The organism is Acidovorax sp. M2(2025), assembly GCF_049330835.1.
Lineage (GTDB): Bacteria > Pseudomonadota > Gammaproteobacteria > Burkholderiales > Burkholderiaceae_C > Acidovorax.
The window spans coordinates 2,900,956-2,919,265 of record NZ_CP186262.1; the positions used below are offsets into that span (position 1 = coordinate 2,900,956).

General features: G+C 68.3%; 17 protein-coding genes. 10 read left to right on the forward strand and 7 right to left on the reverse strand.

What is annotated here, in order from left to right; genetic code table 11:
• The first annotated feature begins 16 nt into the window (after positions 1–16).
• Positions 17–1,438 carry a dihydrolipoyl dehydrogenase gene (locus ACOYR3_RS13500; RefSeq protein ID WP_422842882.1) on the forward strand — a complete coding sequence of 474 codons (1,422 nt, stop codon included), beginning with the start codon at positions 17–19 and terminating at the stop codon, positions 1,436–1,438.
• 93 nt (positions 1,439–1,531) lie between these two features.
• Positions 1,532–1,750 carry a YjfB family protein gene (locus tag ACOYR3_RS13505; protein WP_422842883.1) on the forward strand — a complete coding sequence of 73 codons (219 nt, stop codon included), beginning with the start codon at positions 1,532–1,534 and terminating at the stop codon, positions 1,748–1,750.
• Between the two features lie 15 nt (positions 1,751–1,765).
• Here ACOYR3_RS13505 and ACOYR3_RS13510 read toward each other — a convergent pair whose 3' ends face one another.
• From ACOYR3_RS13510 to ACOYR3_RS13525, 4 genes are all read right to left on the reverse strand, one after another.
• The gene (locus tag ACOYR3_RS13510; protein WP_422842884.1) at positions 1,766–2,911 is read right to left on the reverse strand and encodes an NAD(P)/FAD-dependent oxidoreductase; all 1,146 of its coding nucleotides are present in this window, start codon (positions 2,909–2,911) and stop codon (positions 1,766–1,768) included.
• Between the two features lie 16 nt (positions 2,912–2,927).
• A complete protein-coding gene (locus ACOYR3_RS13515; RefSeq protein ID WP_422842885.1) occupies positions 2,928–4,496 on the reverse strand; it encodes an amidase in 1,569 nt (522 codons plus the stop codon).
• Between the two features lie 149 nt (positions 4,497–4,645).
• Entirely contained in the window at positions 4,646–5,629 is a 984-nt protein-coding gene (locus tag ACOYR3_RS13520; protein WP_422842886.1) for a Bug family tripartite tricarboxylate transporter substrate binding protein, read from the reverse strand.
• Positions 5,630–5,722: 93 nt separating this feature from the next.
• Positions 5,723–7,075 carry a D-serine ammonia-lyase gene (locus ACOYR3_RS13525; RefSeq protein WP_422842887.1) on the reverse strand — a complete coding sequence of 451 codons (1,353 nt, stop codon included), beginning with the start codon at positions 7,073–7,075 and terminating at the stop codon, positions 5,723–5,725.
• Positions 7,076–7,167: 92 nt separating this feature from the next.
• Here ACOYR3_RS13525 and ACOYR3_RS13530 point away from each other — a divergent pair, with 92 nt between their 5' ends.
• Positions 7,168–8,124, forward strand: a complete 957-nt coding sequence (locus ACOYR3_RS13530) for a LysR substrate-binding domain-containing protein (protein WP_422842888.1) — start codon at positions 7,168–7,170, stop codon at positions 8,122–8,124.
• A 200-nt stretch (positions 8,125–8,324) separates the two neighbouring features.
• Here the strand turns inward: ACOYR3_RS13530 and ACOYR3_RS13535 are convergent, their stop codons facing one another.
• Positions 8,325–8,726, reverse strand: coding sequence for a nuclear transport factor 2 family protein (locus ACOYR3_RS13535; RefSeq protein ID WP_422842889.1), 402 nt, complete (start codon positions 8,724–8,726; stop codon positions 8,325–8,327).
• A gap of 14 nt (positions 8,727–8,740) precedes the next feature.
• Positions 8,741–9,724, reverse strand: a complete 984-nt coding sequence (locus ACOYR3_RS13540) for a Bug family tripartite tricarboxylate transporter substrate binding protein (protein WP_422842890.1) — start codon at positions 9,722–9,724, stop codon at positions 8,741–8,743.
• 174 nt (positions 9,725–9,898) lie between these two features.
• Between ACOYR3_RS13540 and ACOYR3_RS13545 the strand changes: the two genes are divergently transcribed.
• The 7 genes from ACOYR3_RS13545 (at position 9,899) to ACOYR3_RS13575 (ending at position 16,718) form a co-directional block, all read left to right on the forward strand.
• Positions 9,899–10,474 (forward strand): VOC family protein, encoded by a 576-nt coding sequence (locus ACOYR3_RS13545; RefSeq protein ID WP_422842891.1) that lies wholly within the window; start codon positions 9,899–9,901, stop codon positions 10,472–10,474.
• Between the two features lie 3 nt (positions 10,475–10,477).
• Positions 10,478–11,971 carry a bifunctional 3-(3-hydroxy-phenyl)propionate/3-hydroxycinnamic acid hydroxylase gene (locus tag ACOYR3_RS13550; protein ID WP_422842892.1) on the forward strand — a complete coding sequence of 498 codons (1,494 nt, stop codon included), beginning with the start codon at positions 10,478–10,480 and terminating at the stop codon, positions 11,969–11,971.
• A 10-nt stretch (positions 11,972–11,981) separates the two neighbouring features.
• Positions 11,982–12,734, forward strand: coding sequence for an IclR family transcriptional regulator (locus tag ACOYR3_RS13555; protein WP_422842893.1), 753 nt, complete (start codon positions 11,982–11,984; stop codon positions 12,732–12,734).
• An 85-nt stretch (positions 12,735–12,819) separates the two neighbouring features.
• A complete protein-coding gene (locus ACOYR3_RS13560) occupies positions 12,820–13,668 on the forward strand; it encodes a fumarylacetoacetate hydrolase family protein (protein ID WP_422842894.1) in 849 nt (282 codons plus the stop codon).
• A 250-nt stretch (positions 13,669–13,918) separates the two neighbouring features.
• Positions 13,919–14,227: a helix-turn-helix transcriptional regulator gene (locus ACOYR3_RS13565; protein WP_422842895.1), complete on the forward strand. Its 309-nt coding sequence runs from the start codon at positions 13,919–13,921 to the stop codon at positions 14,225–14,227.
• Between the two features lie 22 nt (positions 14,228–14,249).
• Complete coding sequence (locus ACOYR3_RS13570) at positions 14,250–15,569, forward strand: type II toxin-antitoxin system HipA family toxin (protein ID WP_422842896.1); 1,320 nt, start codon at positions 14,250–14,252, stop codon at positions 15,567–15,569.
• A 96-nt stretch (positions 15,570–15,665) separates the two neighbouring features.
• A complete protein-coding gene (locus tag ACOYR3_RS13575; RefSeq protein ID WP_422842897.1) occupies positions 15,666–16,718 on the forward strand; it encodes a phytanoyl-CoA dioxygenase family protein in 1,053 nt (350 codons plus the stop codon).
• A gap of 113 nt (positions 16,719–16,831) precedes the next feature.
• Here ACOYR3_RS13575 and ACOYR3_RS13580 read toward each other — a convergent pair whose 3' ends face one another.
• Positions 16,832–18,136, reverse strand: coding sequence for a cation:proton antiporter (locus tag ACOYR3_RS13580; RefSeq protein ID WP_422846591.1), 1,305 nt, complete (start codon positions 18,134–18,136; stop codon positions 16,832–16,834).
• Positions 18,137–18,310 lie beyond the last annotated feature (174 nt).

An 18,310-nucleotide genomic window follows, 5' to 3' on the forward strand; every position in this document is an offset into this window, starting at 1 on the left:
CCCTGGAGACAAGCCCATGAGTGCGCCCACCTTGGACACTCTGATCATCGGCGCCGGCACCGCCGGCCTGGCAGCGCTGCGCGAGGTGCGCAAGCGCTCGGCCCGCTTCCTCCTCGTGAACGAGGGGCCCTGGGGCACGACCTGCGCCCGCGTGGGCTGCATGCCCTCCAAGGCCTTGATCGAGGCGGCCAACGCGCTGCACCGCCGCCACCAACTGCAGGACCTGGGGCTGCGGGGAGGAGATGCCCTGGAGGCCGACATCCCTGCCGTGCTGCAACGCATCCGCGACCTGCGCGACGACTTCGTGGCCGGCGCCCTGCGCGCCACGGACGCGCTGCCAAGCCACCAGCGGGTTGCAGGCCGTGCCACCCTGCTCGGCCCGAACGCGGTCGACATTGACGGCACCGTGCACGCCACCCGCAGCATCATCGTGGCCACCGGTTCGCGCCCCAAGGTGCCGGAGGAATGGCTGGCCTTTGGGGACCGCATTCTGACCACCGACACCCTGTTCGAGCAGCCTACGCTGGGGCCGCGCGTCGCCGTCATCGGCATGGGGCCGCTCGGCGTGGAAATCTCGCAGGCGCTGGCACGGCTGGGGCTGGAGGTGGCGGCATTCACCACGGCCCCGGAACTGGCGGGTCTGAGCGACACGCAGGTGAATGGCGCGCTGGTCGCGGCGCTCAAGAAAGAGATGGTGCTGCACACAGGCGCCGCGGCCGAACTGCGCGAAGTGGCGGGCGGCATCGAGGTGCGCAGCGGCCCCAACCGCGTGGTGGTGGACCAAGTGGTGGCCGCCCTGGGGCGGGTTCCCAACACCGAGGGCCTGGGGCTGGAAACGCTGGGCCTGCCGCTGGACGCGCACGGGTTGCCCGAGGTCAACCCGCAAACCCTTCAGATCGGCGATCTGCCCGTGTTCCTGGCGGGGGACGCCAACGCGCAGACACCGCTGCTGCACGAGGCCGCTGATGAAGGCCACATTGCCGGCATGAATGCCCTGGCCGGCTCGCCGGGCGCGTTCCGGCGGCGCACGCCGCTGTCCATCGTGTTCTCCGACCCCCAGGTCGCCCAGGTGGGCAAACGCCTTGCCGAACTGGAGCCTGGCCGCACCGTCACGGGCACGGTGGATTTCAAGGACCAGGGCCGCGCCCGTGCTGCGCTGCACCACCACGGCCGCCTGCACCTGGCGGCCGATGCATCGACCGCCCGGCTGCTGGGCGCGGAAATGTGCGCCCCGCACGGCGAACACCTGGTCCACCTGCTGGCGCTGGCCATCCAGCAGGGGCTGACGGTGCACGACCTGCTGGGCATGCCGTTCTACCACCCCACCTACGAGGAAGGCCTGCGCACGGCGCTGCGCGATGCCGCGCGGCAGCTGCCGTCGGCGCCCGAATCGGACCTGGCCAGCTGCGCCAGCATTGGCGTAGCGGCACTGGAATAGCCCCGTGCGGCAGCCGCGCACCTGCGCAGGCCGCACACCGCTCAAGCCGCCCGGGAATCTGCCGATAACAGGGCATTGCCCCCAGGAACCGCCATGGACATCGCCCTCACCAACAGCATTGTGAATACCGCCACGGCGCTGGCCAGCGCCAAGACTTCGGATGCGGTGCACATGACCGTGCTGAAAAAAGCCCTGGACACCCAGGCGGCTTCTGCCGCCACCCTGCTGGATGCCCTGCCGCAATCCGCGCCGCAGCAGCCCGCGCTGGCCACGTCCGGCCCGCTGGGCACCCAGGTCAACACCTTCGCTTGAGCCTTTCGGGGGCGTTCAGCGCAGCCGCGCGGGCGACAACCCCTCCGCCAACACGCCCTCGCGCGCCAGTTCCGGCGCCAGCGGCTCGCCGCGCAGCAGCTGGCGGGCCAGCAGCGATGCCCCGGCAGCGCTCTGGATGCCGTAGCCGCCCTGCCCCGCCAGCCAGAAAAAGCCCGGCACGTGGTTGTCCCAGCCGATCACCATGTCGCCGTCCGGCACGAACGAGCGCAGCCCCGCCCAAGTGTGCGAGGGGCGGCGGATCTGGAACGTCGTCATTTCCTCGATGTGGTAGATGCCGGTGGCCACATCCAGCTCCTCGGGCACCACATCGTGGGGGTGCGTGGGGTCGGCGTTGGCGGGCGAGCCCAGCAGCTGGCCCGCATCGGGCTTGAAGTAGAAGCTCTCGTCAATGCCCACCACGGCGGGCCAATGGGTCGCGTCCATGCCCTCGGGCACCGGGAAGGTAAACGCCGTGCGCCGGCGCGGCTCCAGCCCGACGGGCGGCACGCCCGCCAGGCCCGCCACCACGTCGGCCCAGGCGCCCGCAGCATTGACGATAGTAGAGGCGGCAAATACCCGGCCGTCGGCCAGCGTCACCCGCCATCCATCGCCCTCGCGCTGCACCGCCGTGACCTCGGCATTTGTCAGCACCTGGCCGCCGCGCTGGCGCAGGCCGCGCAGGTAGCCCTGGTGCAGGGCGTTCACATCAATGTCGGCCGCCTCGGGCTCGCTCATGCCTGCGGCTGCGGCCTCGGGCTTCAGGCAGGGCAGCATCGCCAGTAGTTCGGCCTGCTCCACCCAGCGCACATTGGGCGAGGCGGCATGCGCTGCGTCATAGGTTTGCCTCAGCAGGTCCAGCTGGTCCGGCCCGGCCACATACACCACGCCCCGCGGCGAGAGGATGGGGTCGGCACCAAACTCGGGCGGTGGCGCGTCGTAGAACGCACGGCTGGCGCGGGTGAGCGCCTGGATGTTGGGCGTGCCGTAGGTCGCCATGTACAGCGCGGCCGAGCGGCCGGTGGTGTGGTAGCCGGGCTGCGATTCGCGCTCCAGCAGCAGCACGCTGGCGCCCGCTCCGGCAGCGCCGGGCTGCACCAGCTGCCAGGCCACGGAGGCACCGGCAATGCCGGCGCCAACCACGAGGAAATCAACGGTTTGCATGGTCTGCTCCTCCCCTTCAGACCGCCGATACCTGGGCGGCCGAGGCGGCACGGTCGTCGCGCGGCAGGCTGCGGGCGTCGAGCGGATCGGGGGCCTGCGTGACGATGGACGTCAGCGCAGGCTCGGCACGGGTTTGCATCAGTTTGGCGATGTCCGGCCGGGGGCGGGCCAGGCCCGCAATGCCCTTGAAGGCCTGCTCCAGCGCGTGCCCCACGCCCAGCGTGTGGCGGTCGGTCCGGAAGCGCCCCACGATCTGCAGGCCGAACGGCATGCCCGCGCCGTCCAGCCCGCACGGCAGGCTCAGCGCCGGGTGGGTGGTCAGCGTGGTCACGTAGGTCAGCGCCAGCCAGCGGTAGTAGTTGGCCTGCGGTTCGCCGTTGATGTGGCTGGCGAACAGTTGCGTCCACGCAAACGGCGAAACCGGCGTGGTCGGCGCGAGGATCACGTCGTAGTCTTCGTACAGCTTCTGAAAGCGCGCCAGGATGCGCGTCTGCTCGGCCTGGGCCCAGGCGCTGTCCAGCAGCGTCATGGCGGCGCCCATCTCGTAATTGGCGCGGGTGTTGGGGCCCAGGCTGGCGGGGTCGCGCTCGTAGGCGTCGCGCGTGCTGGCCACGAAGGCCTCGGCGCGCAGCACGTCAAAGCAGCGGTGCACGTCGCCCAGGTCGATGTCGATGGCATCGCAGCGCGCAAACAGGTGCTTCATGGCCTGCACCTTCTGGCGGAACACGGCGCGGATGCCGTCGTCCACCGCGCAGGCGCCAAAGTCTTCGGTGGTGGCGACGCGCAGGCGGCTCAAATCCACCGTTTCGGGGAGGAGGAAACTCATCGGGTCCAGCGGGTAGCTCAGCGGGTCGCCGGGCGACATGCCGGCCGATGCAGCCAGCTGCAGGCAGGCCTCTTCCACCGTGCGGCCCATGGGGCCCACCACCGAAATCGGCGTCCACCCCAGCAGCTTGCGCGAGCTGGGCACCACGCCGGGCGACGGCCGGAAGCCCACCACGCCGCACTTGGCCGCCGGGATGCGCAGCGAACCGCCCGTGTCCGACCCCGTGCACACGGGCAGCATGTCGCACGCCAGCGCGGCGGCCGAGCCGCCCGAGGAGCCGCCCGCGTTCAGGTTGGGGTTGAACGGATTGCCCGTGGCACCCCACACGGTGTTGCGCGAATTGGCGCCCGCGCCCATTTCGGGAATGTTGGTCTTGCCGGTGACGATGGCGCCCGCCGCCCGCAGGCGCGCCACCAGCACGTTGTCCTCGGCCGGGATGTGCTCGCGGTAGATCTGCGAGCCGTAGGTGGTCAGCAGCCCGGCCGTGGCCTCCAGGTCCTTCACGCCCAGGGGCAGGCCGTGCAGCAAGCCCAGCGGCTCACCGCGCAGCACGGCCTGCTCGGCCGCTTTGGCCTCCGCGCGGGCGCGGTCGTAGCAGGTGGCGGTGATGGCGTTCACGTGCGGGTTCACCGCCTCGATGCGCTCGATGCAGGCCTCCAGCAGCTCGACGGGCGACACCTCGCGGGTGCCGATGCGGTGGCGCAGCTCGTTGGCGGTCAGCTCGACCAGGGTGCCGGTAGGGGTGCTTGTCGTTGTCATCTCAGACTTGTCTCCTTCAGGATCTGCGGGCCCATCTCCAATGGCCTATAAAAAATGCAAAGCCGTTCACGCTGAGCTTGTCGAAGTGCCGCGCAAGGCTTCGACAAGCTCAGCCCGAACGGTAGGGAATGACTGAACGCACAGCCGGATCAGTCTGCGGTGATGCTGGCGCGCTGCGCAATGGCACGCATCAGCGGCAGTTCCTTGTCGATCAGCTCGGCCAGCGCCTTGGACGAAGCATAGGCGGGCTCGAAGCCGACGGCGATCATTTTGTCGCGCGTGGCGGGGTCGGACACCACCTGGGCCAGCGTCAGCTCCAGGCGCGACTTGACGGCCGGCGGCAGGCCGCGCGGCGCCACCATGGCCAGCCAGGTGTCCATCTCCAGGCCGGGGTAGCCGCTTTCCACCAGCGTGGGCACCTTGGGCAGCAGGCTGGAGCGCTTGGCCGACGTGACGGCGATGGCCTTGATCTTGCCGTCCTTGAGCTGCGGGATGGCGGCCGACACCGTGTCCACGGTGAACGGAATCTGCCCGCCCAGCAGGTCGGTCATGGCCGGCGCGCTGCCCTTGTAGGGCACGTGCTGGATCTTGAGGCCCGCAGCATGGAAGAACATCTCGCCCGCGAACTGCGAGGTGGTGCCCGCGCCAAACGAGCCATACGAGTACTTGTCGGGCGCGGCCTTCACCAGCGCCACGAACTGCTTCACGTCGCTGGCGGGCACGTCCTTGTTGGCCAGCAGGATCAGGCCCGTGCGCCCGGTGATGCCGATGGGCTCGAAGCTCTTGACCGGGTCGTAGGGCAGCTTGGGACGCACGGCAGGGTTCACGGTGAAGGTGGTGCCCGAACTCATGAACAGCGTGTAGCCGTCGGGCGCGGCCTTGGCCGCAAAGCTGGCGCCCACGGTGGTGCCCGCGCCAGCGCGGTTGTCGATGACCACGGGCTGCCCCAGCAGGTCGCCCATCTTCTTGCCGATGAGGCGCCCCAGCACGTCGGTGGCGCCGCCGGGCGGGAACGGGATCACCAGCGTGATGGGCTTGGACGGAAACGCAGCCTCCTGCGCGATGGCGGGGCCCCACGCAGCGGCCCCCAGGGCACAGAGGACGGCGGACAAAAGCAGCTTCTTGCGGTTCATGGCGGGGCTCCCAACAGAGGTAAAAAAAGAGGACGAGGAAAAATTCAACAACACCGGGCAAGGCCACCGCTGGGCCGCCCGCAATCCGGCCTGTCAGACCTGGGCGGCGATGACCGCACGCCCGCGTTGCACAAAGCCCTGGTACTGCGCATCGGGCACCAGCAGGCCGCCCGTGGTCCACACCAGGTGCGTGGCCTGGGGCAGCACGGCGCCCACGCCGCTGCGGTGCAGCCAGGCCTGGCCGGCGGTGGTGCCGGTCAACATGGCCGGGCCGCTGAAACCTGCCGCTGCCGAGGGCTCGATGCGTTCGCCCAGTGCGTCCAGCACCTGCACCAGCTGTGCAAACAAGGTGTCGTCGGCCACGGTGAACACGCCCGACAGCAGCGGCCACATCAGCTCGGCCGCGAGCAGCGAGGCGCGCGGCACGGCCAGGCCGTCGGCCTCGGTGCGGTTGGTCAGGCCCCAGTCGTACACCGACGGGTGCTCGCCCTGCCCGGCCATCATCTGCACCATGAAGCATGGCGACTGCACCGGCTCGGCAAAAAAGCAATGCACGTGCGGCCCCAGCAGCAGCCGCAGGCCGAAGGTGATGCCCGCCGGCGCGCCGCCCACGCCGCAGGGCAGGTACACGATGAGCGGGTGCTCGGCATCCACCGCAACGCCCTGCTTGGCCAGCTGCCGCTGCAAGTGCAGCGCCGCCGCGCTGTAGCCCAGCAGCAGCGAGAACGATTGCTCGTCGTCCACGAAGTGGCACTGCGGGTCGGCAGCCGCCTCGGCGCGGCCGGCGGCCACGGCGCGTTCGTAGTCGCCCGCGTGTTCGACCACCTGCACGCCGCGCTGGCGCAGGCGGTCTTTCTTCCACTCCTTGGCATCGGCCGACATGTGCACGGTGGCCTGGAAGCCCAGGGCCGAGGCCACGACGCCGATGCTCAGGCCCAGGTTACCCGTGGAGCCCACCGCCACCTGGTAGCGGCCCAGCACCGCCCGTGCCTCGGGGGTGTTCAGCGCGCGGTAGTCGCCCCTGGGCTGCACCAGCCCGTGCCGCAGCGCGCACTGCTCGGCAAACTCCAGCACCTCGTGCATGCCGCCGCGCGCCTTGATGGAGCCCGCCACGGGCAGGCTGTGGTCGGCCTTGATGAACAGCCGTCCCTGGCCGGCGGCCAGGCCCAGCGCAGGCTGCAGGGCGGCGGCATTGAGCAGCGGCGACTCGACCACGCCCCCGCTGGCGGCCAGCTCCGGAAACACCTCCGCCAGCAGGCCGGCAAAGCGGGCCAGCCGGCCGGCCGCCGCCTTCGTATCATCCAGACTAATAGTGGTGCCACGGGCCTGCAGTGCCGGACCGGGCTGGGCTTGCCGCGCAGGGTTGGTCCATAGCACGGGCTGGGCATTGCGCAGGCGGCTGGCCAGCAAGGCGTCGGCTGCGGCGGTGGTTTCGGCGGGCGTCATGGCAAGTTCACAAAAAGTTGCTGGGCCGCATTCTTGGCCGGCCCCGCGCCTGCCACAAACCATTTATATTGAGCAAATCATTAGTATTAATAATGGATATCCGCCTCTCCCCTTCCCTGCTCGCCTGGCTGCGCAGTTTTGACGCGGCGGCCCGCCACGGCAGCTTTACCAAGGCGGCTGCCGAGCTGTGCATCACCCAGGGCGCCGTGAGCCAGCAGGTCAAGCAGCTGGAAGACTGGCTGCGCCGCCCGCTGTTCCTGCGCACGCCGCGCGCCCTGGTGCCCACGCCCGAGGGCAAATGGCTGGCCGTGGTGCTGCGCGAGAGCTTCGACGCCATCGAAAGCACCCTGGCCCAGATGCGCCAGCCGCCCGAGGCCGCCACTGCCACGCTGAGCTGCTCGCCGTCCTTCGCCATGAGCTGGCTCACGCCCCGGCTGGGCGACTTCTTCCGCCAGCATCCGGCCGCCGGGCTGCGCGTGTTTGGCGAATTCCACACCCTGGACCGCACCCGCATGGTGCGCGACGGCGTGGAGGCCGCCGTGCGCTTTGACCTGGGCGGCTACCGCGACCTGAGCGCCACGGTGTTTCTGGACGAATGGCTCATCCCTGTCGCCAGCCCCGCTTTCCTGGGCCGCCACCCGCCCATCACCCGCCCGCAGGACCTGCGCGGCGACTGGCTGCTGCACGACGGCAGCGCCTGGGACGGCGCCGACACCTACGAGGAATGGCAGCATTGGTTCGCCCAGCGCGGCACCGCGCCCCCGCCCTGGACGGGCGGCCAGCAGTTCAACCTGTCACAGCTGGCCCTGGGCGCCGCGCTGGCCGGCCAGGGCATCGCCATGGGCCGCGCCGCGCTGGTGCTGCAGGACGTGAAAGCCGGCCGCCTGGTGCCTCTGCCGGGGCCTAGCGTGCGTTCGCGCGCGGCCTATTCGTTTGTGACCACCACCCATCCCAGCCCGGTGATGCAGCTGGTGCGGGACTGGCTGGGGGACGAGGCGCAACGGTTTTGTAGTGACAGAGCACAGGTGCTGCCAGCACCCGAAAAATGACACGCGGCGGCAGTTTGCATAGCCCGAGCCGGTGCCATTGCTGGGTCTGCTTGTGGTGCAGCCGCATGAGCCCGCAGATGCCCACGGCGGTGATTCGCGCAGAGCCCTCCTCTTCCAAAGCTCTCCCGTGGAGCGCCCCCGGCAAAGCCGGCCCGCACTCAACGCTGGTCACGGGGCCTGCGCTGCGGGCTTAGGACGGTTCAGTCATCGCTGGGCAGAGGGGTTCCCTGGTGTGCACGCAGTCGCCACGCAATGCCGCCTGCAGGGGTGGGCTCGGCCACCCAGACGGTAAGGAACGCGCTGCGCACCGGTTTTTCCTGCCCGTCCTTGAGGACGGTGGCGTCCATGCGGCCGGTGACCAGCGCGGCACCAGGCAGCACCTGCACTTGCAGCTCAGTCCACTGCAGACGCAGGTAGCGCATGGCGCCCCCGCGGATCTTGCGCAGATAGCTGCTGCGAGTGTCGCGCGTGCCGGTGGAATGCACGTACACCAGCGCCTCGGACTGCAGCGCCTCAAGTGCTACGCTGTCGCCGGCCAGCATGGCCTCGCAGCGGCGGTGCTCCAGATCGAGCACCGCTTCGTGGGTGATGAGATCGCGCATCCGGCGGTCTGGTGTTAATCCAGCTTGACGCCGGCCTGGCGCACCACTTGCCCCCATTGGGCGGAGTCTGCCTTGATGAACGCTGCAAACTCTGCTGGGGTGGTGGCCTTGAGCTCGCCGCCGTACTGGCGCCATTTTTCGGCCAACTGGGGGTTTTGCACAGCCTTTTGCATGGCTGCGCTGAGCTTTTCGACGATGGCCTTGGGGGTGCCTGCGGGCGCCAGAATGCCCTGCCAAGCCACTGGAGCGTAGTCGGGCAGGCCCACCTCGGCAAAGGTGGGCACGTCGGGGAACGCGGGATGGCGGGTTTTGCCCGTCAGGGCCATCAGCTTGAGCTTGCCGCCGCGTATGCCGCCCGCAGCCACAGGCAGGGCATCAAACAGCACCTGCACTTGGCCAGCCATCAAGTCGGAGTAAGGGCTGATGGTGCTGTAAGGCACAAAGCGCAGCTTGGTGCCAGCGCTGGATGCAAACCATTCGCCCGCCAAGTGGTAGTAGCTACCAGCACCCAAGGTGGCCGCCGTCACGGTGTCGGGGTTGGCTTTGGCATAGGCCACCATTTCTGCAGCGGTCTTGAACGAGGCCGAAGGCGCGGCAATGAGTCCGGTGTTGAGCACGCCCAGCAGGCTGACGGGGACGAAGTCTTTCTCGGCGTTGAACGGCAGCTTGGTGTACAGGTGGTGCAGTACCGACATGGTGCTGGTGGTACCAACGACCAAGGTATGGCCGTCGGGCGCGGCTTTGGCGGCGGCATCGGTGCCGATGATCCCTGAGGCCCCCGGCTTGTTCTCGACGATCACGGTCTGCCCCAGGATCTTCGTCAGTTCCCCCGCAATTTCACGCGCGTTGGCATCAGGCCCCGAACCCGCCGGAAAAGGCGCTAGTAACCGGATGGGCTTGGTGGGGTAATCCTGCGCCCGCGCCGGGAGCCCAGCTGCAGCCAACAAGGCCAGCGTGAGGGCAGCAAGGCCGGTGCGCCGGGTGATGAAAGGGGTCATGTCTTGTCTCCTGGTGTGTAGTGATGTGGCTCGCATGACAACCGCACTGGATTGTCTGTGCCGAATCTTTGACTAAAGCTAAGTTTTTGTCAAATTATGAGAATTGCTGCATAATTTATGACAAGAAAACAAAAAATTTTGTTCGTAATCTCACACATCAACCTTGGAGACGACATGACCCTCCCCCCTCCTGCCCTCAGACATCCCGGCTCGCTGGTGTTCAGTCACATGGGCTTTTACGTGCGTGACCTGCAACGCATGGCCCGCTTTTACAAGGACGTGTTGTGCTTCACCGAGACCGACCGGGGCGACCTGGGCGCCGTGCAGTTGGTGTTTTTGAGCCGCGACCCGGCCGAGCACCACCAGATCGTGCTGGCCAGCGGCCGCCCAGCAGACCTGACCTTCAGCGTGATCAACCAGATATCGCTGCGCGTGCCCGACTTGGCCACACTCCGCCTAGTGCGTGACCGCGTGGCGGCCGATGGCGGCGTCACCGAGCTACTGTGCGCCACCCACGGCAACGCGGTGTCGATCTATTTCCGCGACCCCGAGGGCAACCGGCTGGAGGTGTTTGTGGACATGCCCTGGTACTGCGAGCAGCCGCTGCGCGAGCCCATCGACCTGGACCAGAGTGATGAAGCGGTCCTCGCGCTCGCCGAGGCCATGGCGCGCAGCCGCCCCAGATTCCAGCCGCGTGCGGCGTGGCAGGCCGACATGGCCCGCCGCATGGGTTACACCGCGGAGGCGTAAGCCATGTTCGACGTCGCAATCATTGGTTATGGCCCCGCAGGTGCCACGCTGGCCAATCTGCTGGGACAGGCCGGCCTGTCGGTGCTGGTACTGGAAAAAGAGGCGGCCATCTACCCGTTGCCACGGGCCATTCACTTCGATGGCGAAGTGATGCGCATCTTTCAGTCGGTGGGTTTGCGCCCGGCAGTGGAGGCCATCTCGCGCCCCGGCCTCAAGGGCATGCACTTTGTCAACGCAAAGGGCGAAACCCTGATGATCCGGGGCGGCACTGCTGCCCAGGGCCCGCATGGCTGCGCCAGCAACCATTACTTTCACCAGCCCGAGCTGGAACACGTACTGCGCGATGGCGCCGGCCGGTTTGCCAGCGTAGCGGTACGCCTGCGCCATGAAGTCACGCAGATCACCGAGGCCGCTGACCACGTCAACCTGACCGTGGCCGACCTGCAGGCGGCCAGCAGCTCCCAGGTGCAGGCCCGGTATGTCGTGGGCTGTGACGGCGCGCGCTCCACAGTGCGCAAGGTGCTGTGCAGCAGCATGCTGGACCTGGGCTTGCGCCAGCCCTGGCTGGTGTTTGACGTCCTCCTGAAAGAAAACGCCCCCGCGTTGCCTGAGCACACCGTACAGTTTTGCGACCCGGCGCGGCCAATGACCTGGTGCAATGTCACCGGCAAGCGCCGCCGCTGGGAGATCATGCTGATGCCCGGCGACGACCCCGCGCAGCTGGTGCAGCCCAACACCCTGTGGCAACTGGTGAGCCGCTGGATGACACCCGAACAGGCAGACATCGAGCGCGCCGCCATCTACACCTTTCATTCGTTGGTCGCAAAAGGCTGGCGCAAGGGGCGACTGATGCTGGCGGGCGATTCAGCGCACCAGACGCCTCCCTTTCTGGGCCAGGGCATGTGCGCCGCGTTGCGCGATGTCTCCAACCTGGCCTGGAAGCTTGAAGCGGTGGTGCGTGGCCGCGCCAGCGAAACGCTGCTGGACACCTACGAGTCAGAACGCTCGCCCCATGTGCATGCGTTCATCGAACTGGCAGTCAAGCTGGGCGACATCATCCAGGCCACCGACCCCGACAAGGCTCGCGAGCGTGATGCCCGGTTCCGGGCAGGCGGGCCCGAGATTTTCGAGTTTCCGTCGCCGCGGCTGGGGCCCGGCTTGCTGCAGGGCGACTCGCCCGCCGTAGGCCAGCCGTTTCCGCAACCCGTGCTGGCCAACGGCCAACTGCTCGACGCCCACATCGGCAACCGCTTTGCGGTGATCGGCCGCCCGGTGCTGCTGCAGGCAGTGAGCGATGACACCAAGGCGCTGTGGCAGCGGGGGGGCGTGGTGGTGATGCCGACGCAAGAGCCTGCCTTGCTGGCCTGGCTGGACAACCTGGACGTGGGCGCCGCTATGCTCAGGCCAGACCGCTACGTCATGGGGTTGGCGGCAACGCCCGGGGAACTGGATGCTGTCACGGCCTGCTTGCCGGTGGCGGACCTCCAACCCCACTGAGCCTGAACCCATGACCGAGAAATCTGATTCCAGCCTGGCCCGCATGCTGAGCGTGCTGGACCTGTTTTCCGACCACCAGCTGACCTGGACCGCCGAGGCCATCACCGACGCGCTCCAAGTCTCCCTGCCCACTGGCTACCGCTACGTGAAGATGCTCACCGAAGCGGGCCTGCTGCAGCGCTCGGCAGACGCGCATTACACACTGGGACCCCGCATCATCGTGCTGGACCACTACATCCGCCAGGGTGACCCGGTGCTGCAGCACGGTGTGGCACTGATGCGGGGGATGGTCGAGCAAACCGGGCTGGATTGCGTGGTATCGAGTCTGTACGGTTTGCAAGTGCTCGACACCCACCGGGAGTTCGGCGCATCAAGGGCCACGCTGAGCTATGGCCGGGGGCGCCCGCGCCCGCTGTTTCTGGGCGCTGCGCCCAAAGTCATCCTGTCGTGTTTTACCCCCGCGCAGTTGCACCGGGTGTTTGACGAGCACACGCAAGAGATTGCCCAGGCTGGACTGCCCCGCGACTGGAGCGAATTTCGCAAGTACTACAGCGCCATTCGCAAGGCGGGGCATTACTTCTCGAATGGCGAGCTGGAGCCGAATCTGGCGGCGGTGGCGGTGCCGCTGCAAAAAGCAGACGGCACATTGCTGGGCGCCATCTCGCTGGTCACGAGCGTGCAGCGCATGGCGGTGATCGATCTCCCCAAGCTGACGCAGCTACTCAACCGTACGGCCCAGGAAATCACGGCCCGCATCCCCTGACGCACCGTTTCATTGCGCTTTTTTGCTTTTTCTCTTTTTGCTTTTTTTGTCGTTTCCCTCTGTTCATTCTGCAAGGACTCTTCCCGTGAAACTCATCAGCTTCCTGAACCAAGGTACGCCCTCCTACGGCATCGTCAACGGCGAGAACGTGTTGGACCTCACCCCCATCCTTGGCGCGCATGCGCCCGACCTCAAGGCCCTGCTCACCCAGGGCCTGCAGGGCGCCGCCGCGGAGGCCGCCAAGTCGCATCCGTTTACCCTGCAATACAGCCAGCTCACGCTGCTGCCCGTGATTCCCAACCCCGGCCAGATCTTTTGCATCGGCCTGAACTACGGCGAGCACGTGCGCGAAACAGGCAGGGAGATCACCGAAACGCCCGTGATCTTTCTGCGCTTGCCCGAGTCGCAGGTAGCGCACGGCCAGGACATCGTGCGTCCGCCGGAATCGCACCGCCTGGACTACGAGGCAGAGATCGCCATCATCATCGGCAAGCCCGGCCGCCGCATCAAGAAGGAAGACGCTTGGGACCACATCGCCGGTTACGCCTGCTACAACGACGGCTCGGTGCGCGACTGGCAGGTCGCCACTTCGCAGTGGACCCCCGGCAAGAACTTCTACAGAACCGGTGGTTTCGGCCCTTGGATGGTGACCTCCGACGAGATTCCGGCGGGCAAGGTCATGCGCCTGCAAACGGTTCTGAACGGCCAGGTTCTGCAGGACACCACCACGGACAAGATGATCCACGACATCCCTAGCCAGATCGCCTACATCTCCACCTTCACCCCCCTGTCGCCCGGCGACGTGATCGTGACCGGCACCCCAGGCGGTGTGGGCAACAAGAGGACGCCGCAGATCTTTCTGAAGCCGGGTGACGTGTGCGAAATAGTGGTGGACGCTATCGGCACGCTGCGCAACGGCATCCGCGACGAATAAACACCGCCAGACGCACACTACAAATTGCCGAGCGCGATGCCTGTCGTGCTCGGCCTGCCGACCTCCGCGCTCGATCCGTTCGCCCAGATGGCGGGACAACACGGGTGTAACTCTTCCGCGGAAAAGAAGCGTTTCGCGCGCCCCGCACGGTGTGTCGCCGCAGGCGATGTCCCATTGGCACTGCACCTCCTCAGGCGCGAAAATGATATTTTAATTACTCTTTATGCACGAAAAGAGTATGATAATTATCATGTCTATCGACCTGATCCCCGCCCTCGCCGCCACCCGCAAGGCCCACCACATGACCCAGGCAGAACTGGCCCAGCGCGCCGGCCTCTCGCGCATGACCGTGCAGCGCACGGAAGGCGGCGACCTGGACCCGCGCTATTCCACCCTGGCGGAGATGGCGCGCGTGCTGGGGCTGGACATCATTGCCGTGCCCAGCAGCCTGCGGCCGAGCCTGGAAGCGTTCGTCCAGGCGGGGGGCAAATTCCTGGGCCAGCCGCAGGGGGTGGATGCGCCGCCTTCGGTGGTGGACAGCCTGAGCCGCCCGGGCTGATGCCGGCCCCGCAGAGGCTCCCATGAGCACCTCCATCCGCTACCTGCGCCTGTACCTGCACCGACCGCCGCAGGCGGACGGCACGCCGGGCGGGCGTGAGGCCATCGGCTACCTCTCGCAGTACGGCGACATCCTGCGCGTGTCGTTTGATGAGGGCTACATCCGCAACCCGCAGCGCCCCACCCTGTCGCTCAGCTACCAGGGCGCGGACGAGGCGGCCACGCAGCAGATTCTGGCGTCGGCGCGGGATGCGCGGCTGGTGCGCACCGACGGGCGCTGGCCGGTGTACTTTCAGAACCTGCTGCCCGAGGGCCACAACCGCGACCGGCTGGCGCGCGAGCGCGGCTGCAGCCCCGACGACGAATTCGAGCTGCTGGCCGCGGCCGGCCACGACCTGATGGGCGCGCTGGAGGTGGAGCCCGTGCCCGCGCAGGAGGGTATTCCGGACGTGGTACGGCACTGGCACACCACGCAGGGGCTGGATGTGCTGGAGCCGGGGTTTGTGGAATACCCCGTGGCAGACGCGGCCTCGCTGCCCGGCGTGGTCACCAAGTTCAGCGCGGTGCAGGACGGGCGCCGCTACACCGTGCACCGCCAGGGTGCGGCCGGCAGCGTGATCCTGAAGCTGCCTACCTCTGCCCACCCCGACCTGGTGGCCAACGAGTTTGCGGGATACCAGCTGTGCCAGGCGCTCGGGCTGCACTGCGCGAAGGCCAGCGTCATCACCCGCGCCGAGGCCGAGCTGCCTGAGGCCATGCCGTTTGACGAAATACTGGCCGTACAGCGCTTTGACCACTGGCCCGGCGGCGCCCGCGTGCACATGGAGGAGTTCAACCAGGTGCTGGGCTACACGCCGCGGCAGAAGTACGGCAAAGGCATCCTGCAGGACTGGGCCACCATGCTGCGCGTGCTCAACCGCCTGGGCCGCCAGCCGGTGCAGGACACGCGCGAGTTCCTGGCGCGCATGGTGGCGTTCATCCTGATGGGCAACACCGATGCGCACCTGAAGAACTGGGCGCTGATCTACCCCGACGGCCGCGTGCCGCAGCTCGCGCCGCTGTACGACCCTGTGTGCGTGGCGGCCTTTTTCGAGGGCGTGCCCGAGAGCCAGTACGCGGTGAACCGCGCCATCGACCAGACCTTGCGCGCCTTTGGCTGGGCCGACATGGAGGCGCTGCTGAAGTCCGCCGGGCTGCTGCGCGTGCCGCGGCACCTGGCGCTGCTGCGCGACACCGTGGCCACGGCGCGGCAGGAATGGCCCCGGCTGCTGCAGGACGCTCCGGCCTCCCTGCGGGCCGTGGTGGCACAGCGGCTGGCCGGCGGCGTGGCCCTGGCGCAGTGACCGGCGCGGGTTGCGCGCACAATGCCCGCACCCGCGGCCAAGGCCGCCCAGCCCGGGTCTGAGTCCGAGCCACTGAATCCCTCGAAAGACCGCAACATGCCCCTCACATCCCCCGGGCGGGACACGCTCGCCCTGGCGCCCGAGACAGCGTTGGGCGCCCTCCAGGTGCCGCACCTCAAGCGCTGCTGGTCGCGCTGGATGGCAGCCCGACAGGGCCAGGCGCACAGTGGCGCCGCGGCCGAAGCCCATCGCACGCACTTGGTGCTGTCGGCGCTCGGCGTCGGCCTGGAGCAGACCCTGCAGCATGTGCTGCACCAGGCGCCGGACTTCGGGGCGTTCGAGGACTGGATCGTGCGCACCGCGGGCGCACCATCGGCGGCCACGGTGGCCCGCATCCAGGCCCTGGTGGGCGGCACGGGCGTGGTGCCCGAGGAGATCGCCCAGCTGCACGCCCAGGTGGACGCCATGCCCCCCGTGCTCAGCGCCGAAGACCTGGAACATTGGGAGACGCAAGGCTACGTGATCGTGCGCCAGGCGGTGCCCCCGGCCGGCAGTGCCGCCGCCGCACAGGTGGTGTGGGACGCCGTGCGCGCCGGGCCCGACGATGCCGATTCCTGGTACGCCCATGCGCCGCGCAACGTCATGGTGCAACTGTTCCAGCACCCCGCGTTCGAGGCCAACCGGCGCTCCCTGCGCATCCACAAGGCCTTTGCCCAGCTGTGGGGCACGGCCGACCTGTGGCGCAGCACGGACCGCTGCGGCTTCAACCCGCCCGAGCGGCCCGGCTATCCGTACGGTGGCCAGGGCCTGCACTGGGACGTCAGCTTGCACCTGCCGATTCCGTTCAGCACCCAGGGCATCCTTTACCTGACCGACACACCGCCCGAGCAGGGAGCGTTGACGCTGTTGCCCGGCTTCCAGCACCGGGTGGGCGACTGGCTGGCGCAGCTGCCCGAGGGCGCCAACCCCCGCGTGCAGGACCTGAAGGCCCTGAACCCGGTGCCCATCGGCGCCGGTGCCGGCGACCTCATCATCTGGCACCAGGCCCTGCCCCATGGCCCCAGCGCGAACACGGGCACGCAGCCCCGGCTGGTGCAGTACATCAACCTCACCCCCGCCGAGGTGCCCTGCCACGAGACCTGGCTTTAATGGGGGACGCCCCTTCCCGGCGGACCAGATCGCTCTGTTTTTGATAGCTACTTGCGCTTGTTCACCAAGGCCTGGAGGGCTTTTTTTCTTGAAACCTCCCTGGTGATGCCCCCTCACCCCTCTGCAGCCCTGCCGCGCTTGCGCTGCTCGTACCGCCGCATGAGCGGGGTGACCGAGACGCCATGCACCACCATCGACGCCACCACCACCGCCAGGGTCAGCGACAGCAGGCGCTGCGCCAGGGCCGGCGGCAGCCCGTGCGTGATGGCGTACATGAGGTAGTACACCGAACCAATGCCGCGGATGCCGAACCACGCGATCAGCCGGCGCTGGCTGCGCTGCACCGGCGCCCCCCACAGGCCGGCGTACACCGACAGCGGGCGGATGACCGCCAGCAGCAGCGGGACGAACCACAGCACCTCGGCACCAAACTCCACGGTCGCGAGCAAGGCGCCCACCACCAGCACCACCGCCACTTCGGCCATGCGCTCCAGCTGGGCGTTGAAGCGCTCGACCGACTCCATCAGATAGCCGGAGACGCGGGCTTCCGGGGCCGCGTCTGCACCGCCTTCGTCCGTCGCAGGGGACCGCCCGGCCGGCTGCGCTGCCACGCGGCGCAGTGCCAGGCCAGCGGCAAACACCGCCAGGAAGCCGTAGGCCTGGCACAGCAAGGCCACTCCGTAGGACAGGGCAATGAGGCCCAGCACCATGAATTCGTCGGGGCCCAGGGCCTCGCGGCGGCGTATGCGCAGGTACAGGATGGCGCGCCCCACCAGCGCGCCCAGCGAGTAGCCGATGGCCAGGCCGCCGAGCACGGCCCACAACAGGTCCACCGTCCACCAGCGCCGCCCGGCATCGCCCAGGTCGTGCAACGACATCCAGCCCAGGCCCAGCATCACCAGCGGAAAGGCCGCGCCATCGTTCAGGCCGCCCTCCCCCGTCAGCCCGAAGCGCAGCCGGTCGCGGTCGCCCGGATCGGACACCTGCACGTCGGACGCCAGCACCGGATCGGTGGGCGCCAGGATGGCCCCCAGCAGCACTGCCGCCCCCCAGGGTAGGTGCAGCAGCCCCACGCCCACCGCAGCGATCGCGCCCACGGTCAGCAGCATGGACCCGGTGGCCAGCTGCACCGGAATGCGCCAGCGCCGGTCGCGCAGGGGCAGCTCCAGCTTCAAACCGACGGTGAAGAGCGAGATCAGCACCGCGATCTCGGTCAGCCGCTCCAGCAGCGGGGCGTGGCGCAGCGGGTCCAGCTGGAGCAGGCCCAGCCCCGACGGGCCGATGCCCACGCCCACGGCGAGGTACAGGATGGCCGAACTCAGGGGCACCCGCGCGATGAAGGAACTCGTCAGCGTCATCACGACCAGCAGCAGCCCCACCAGCAGGAACGCCAGCGCGGGGAGAAGCTCGTCATGCATGTCCATCATGGCCAAAAATGCGCACCGCCCCACTGTGTGGGCTGCAGCGCGCCGTGTCTGCCCGGCAGCACCCGCCCTCGGTGTCAGCGCGCACGCCGCACCCGCGCCGCTTCGGACTCGGGGGCACACCCGTGCGAACCGATCCTTGCTTTGGGAAGTCGGCGCAGATCAAGC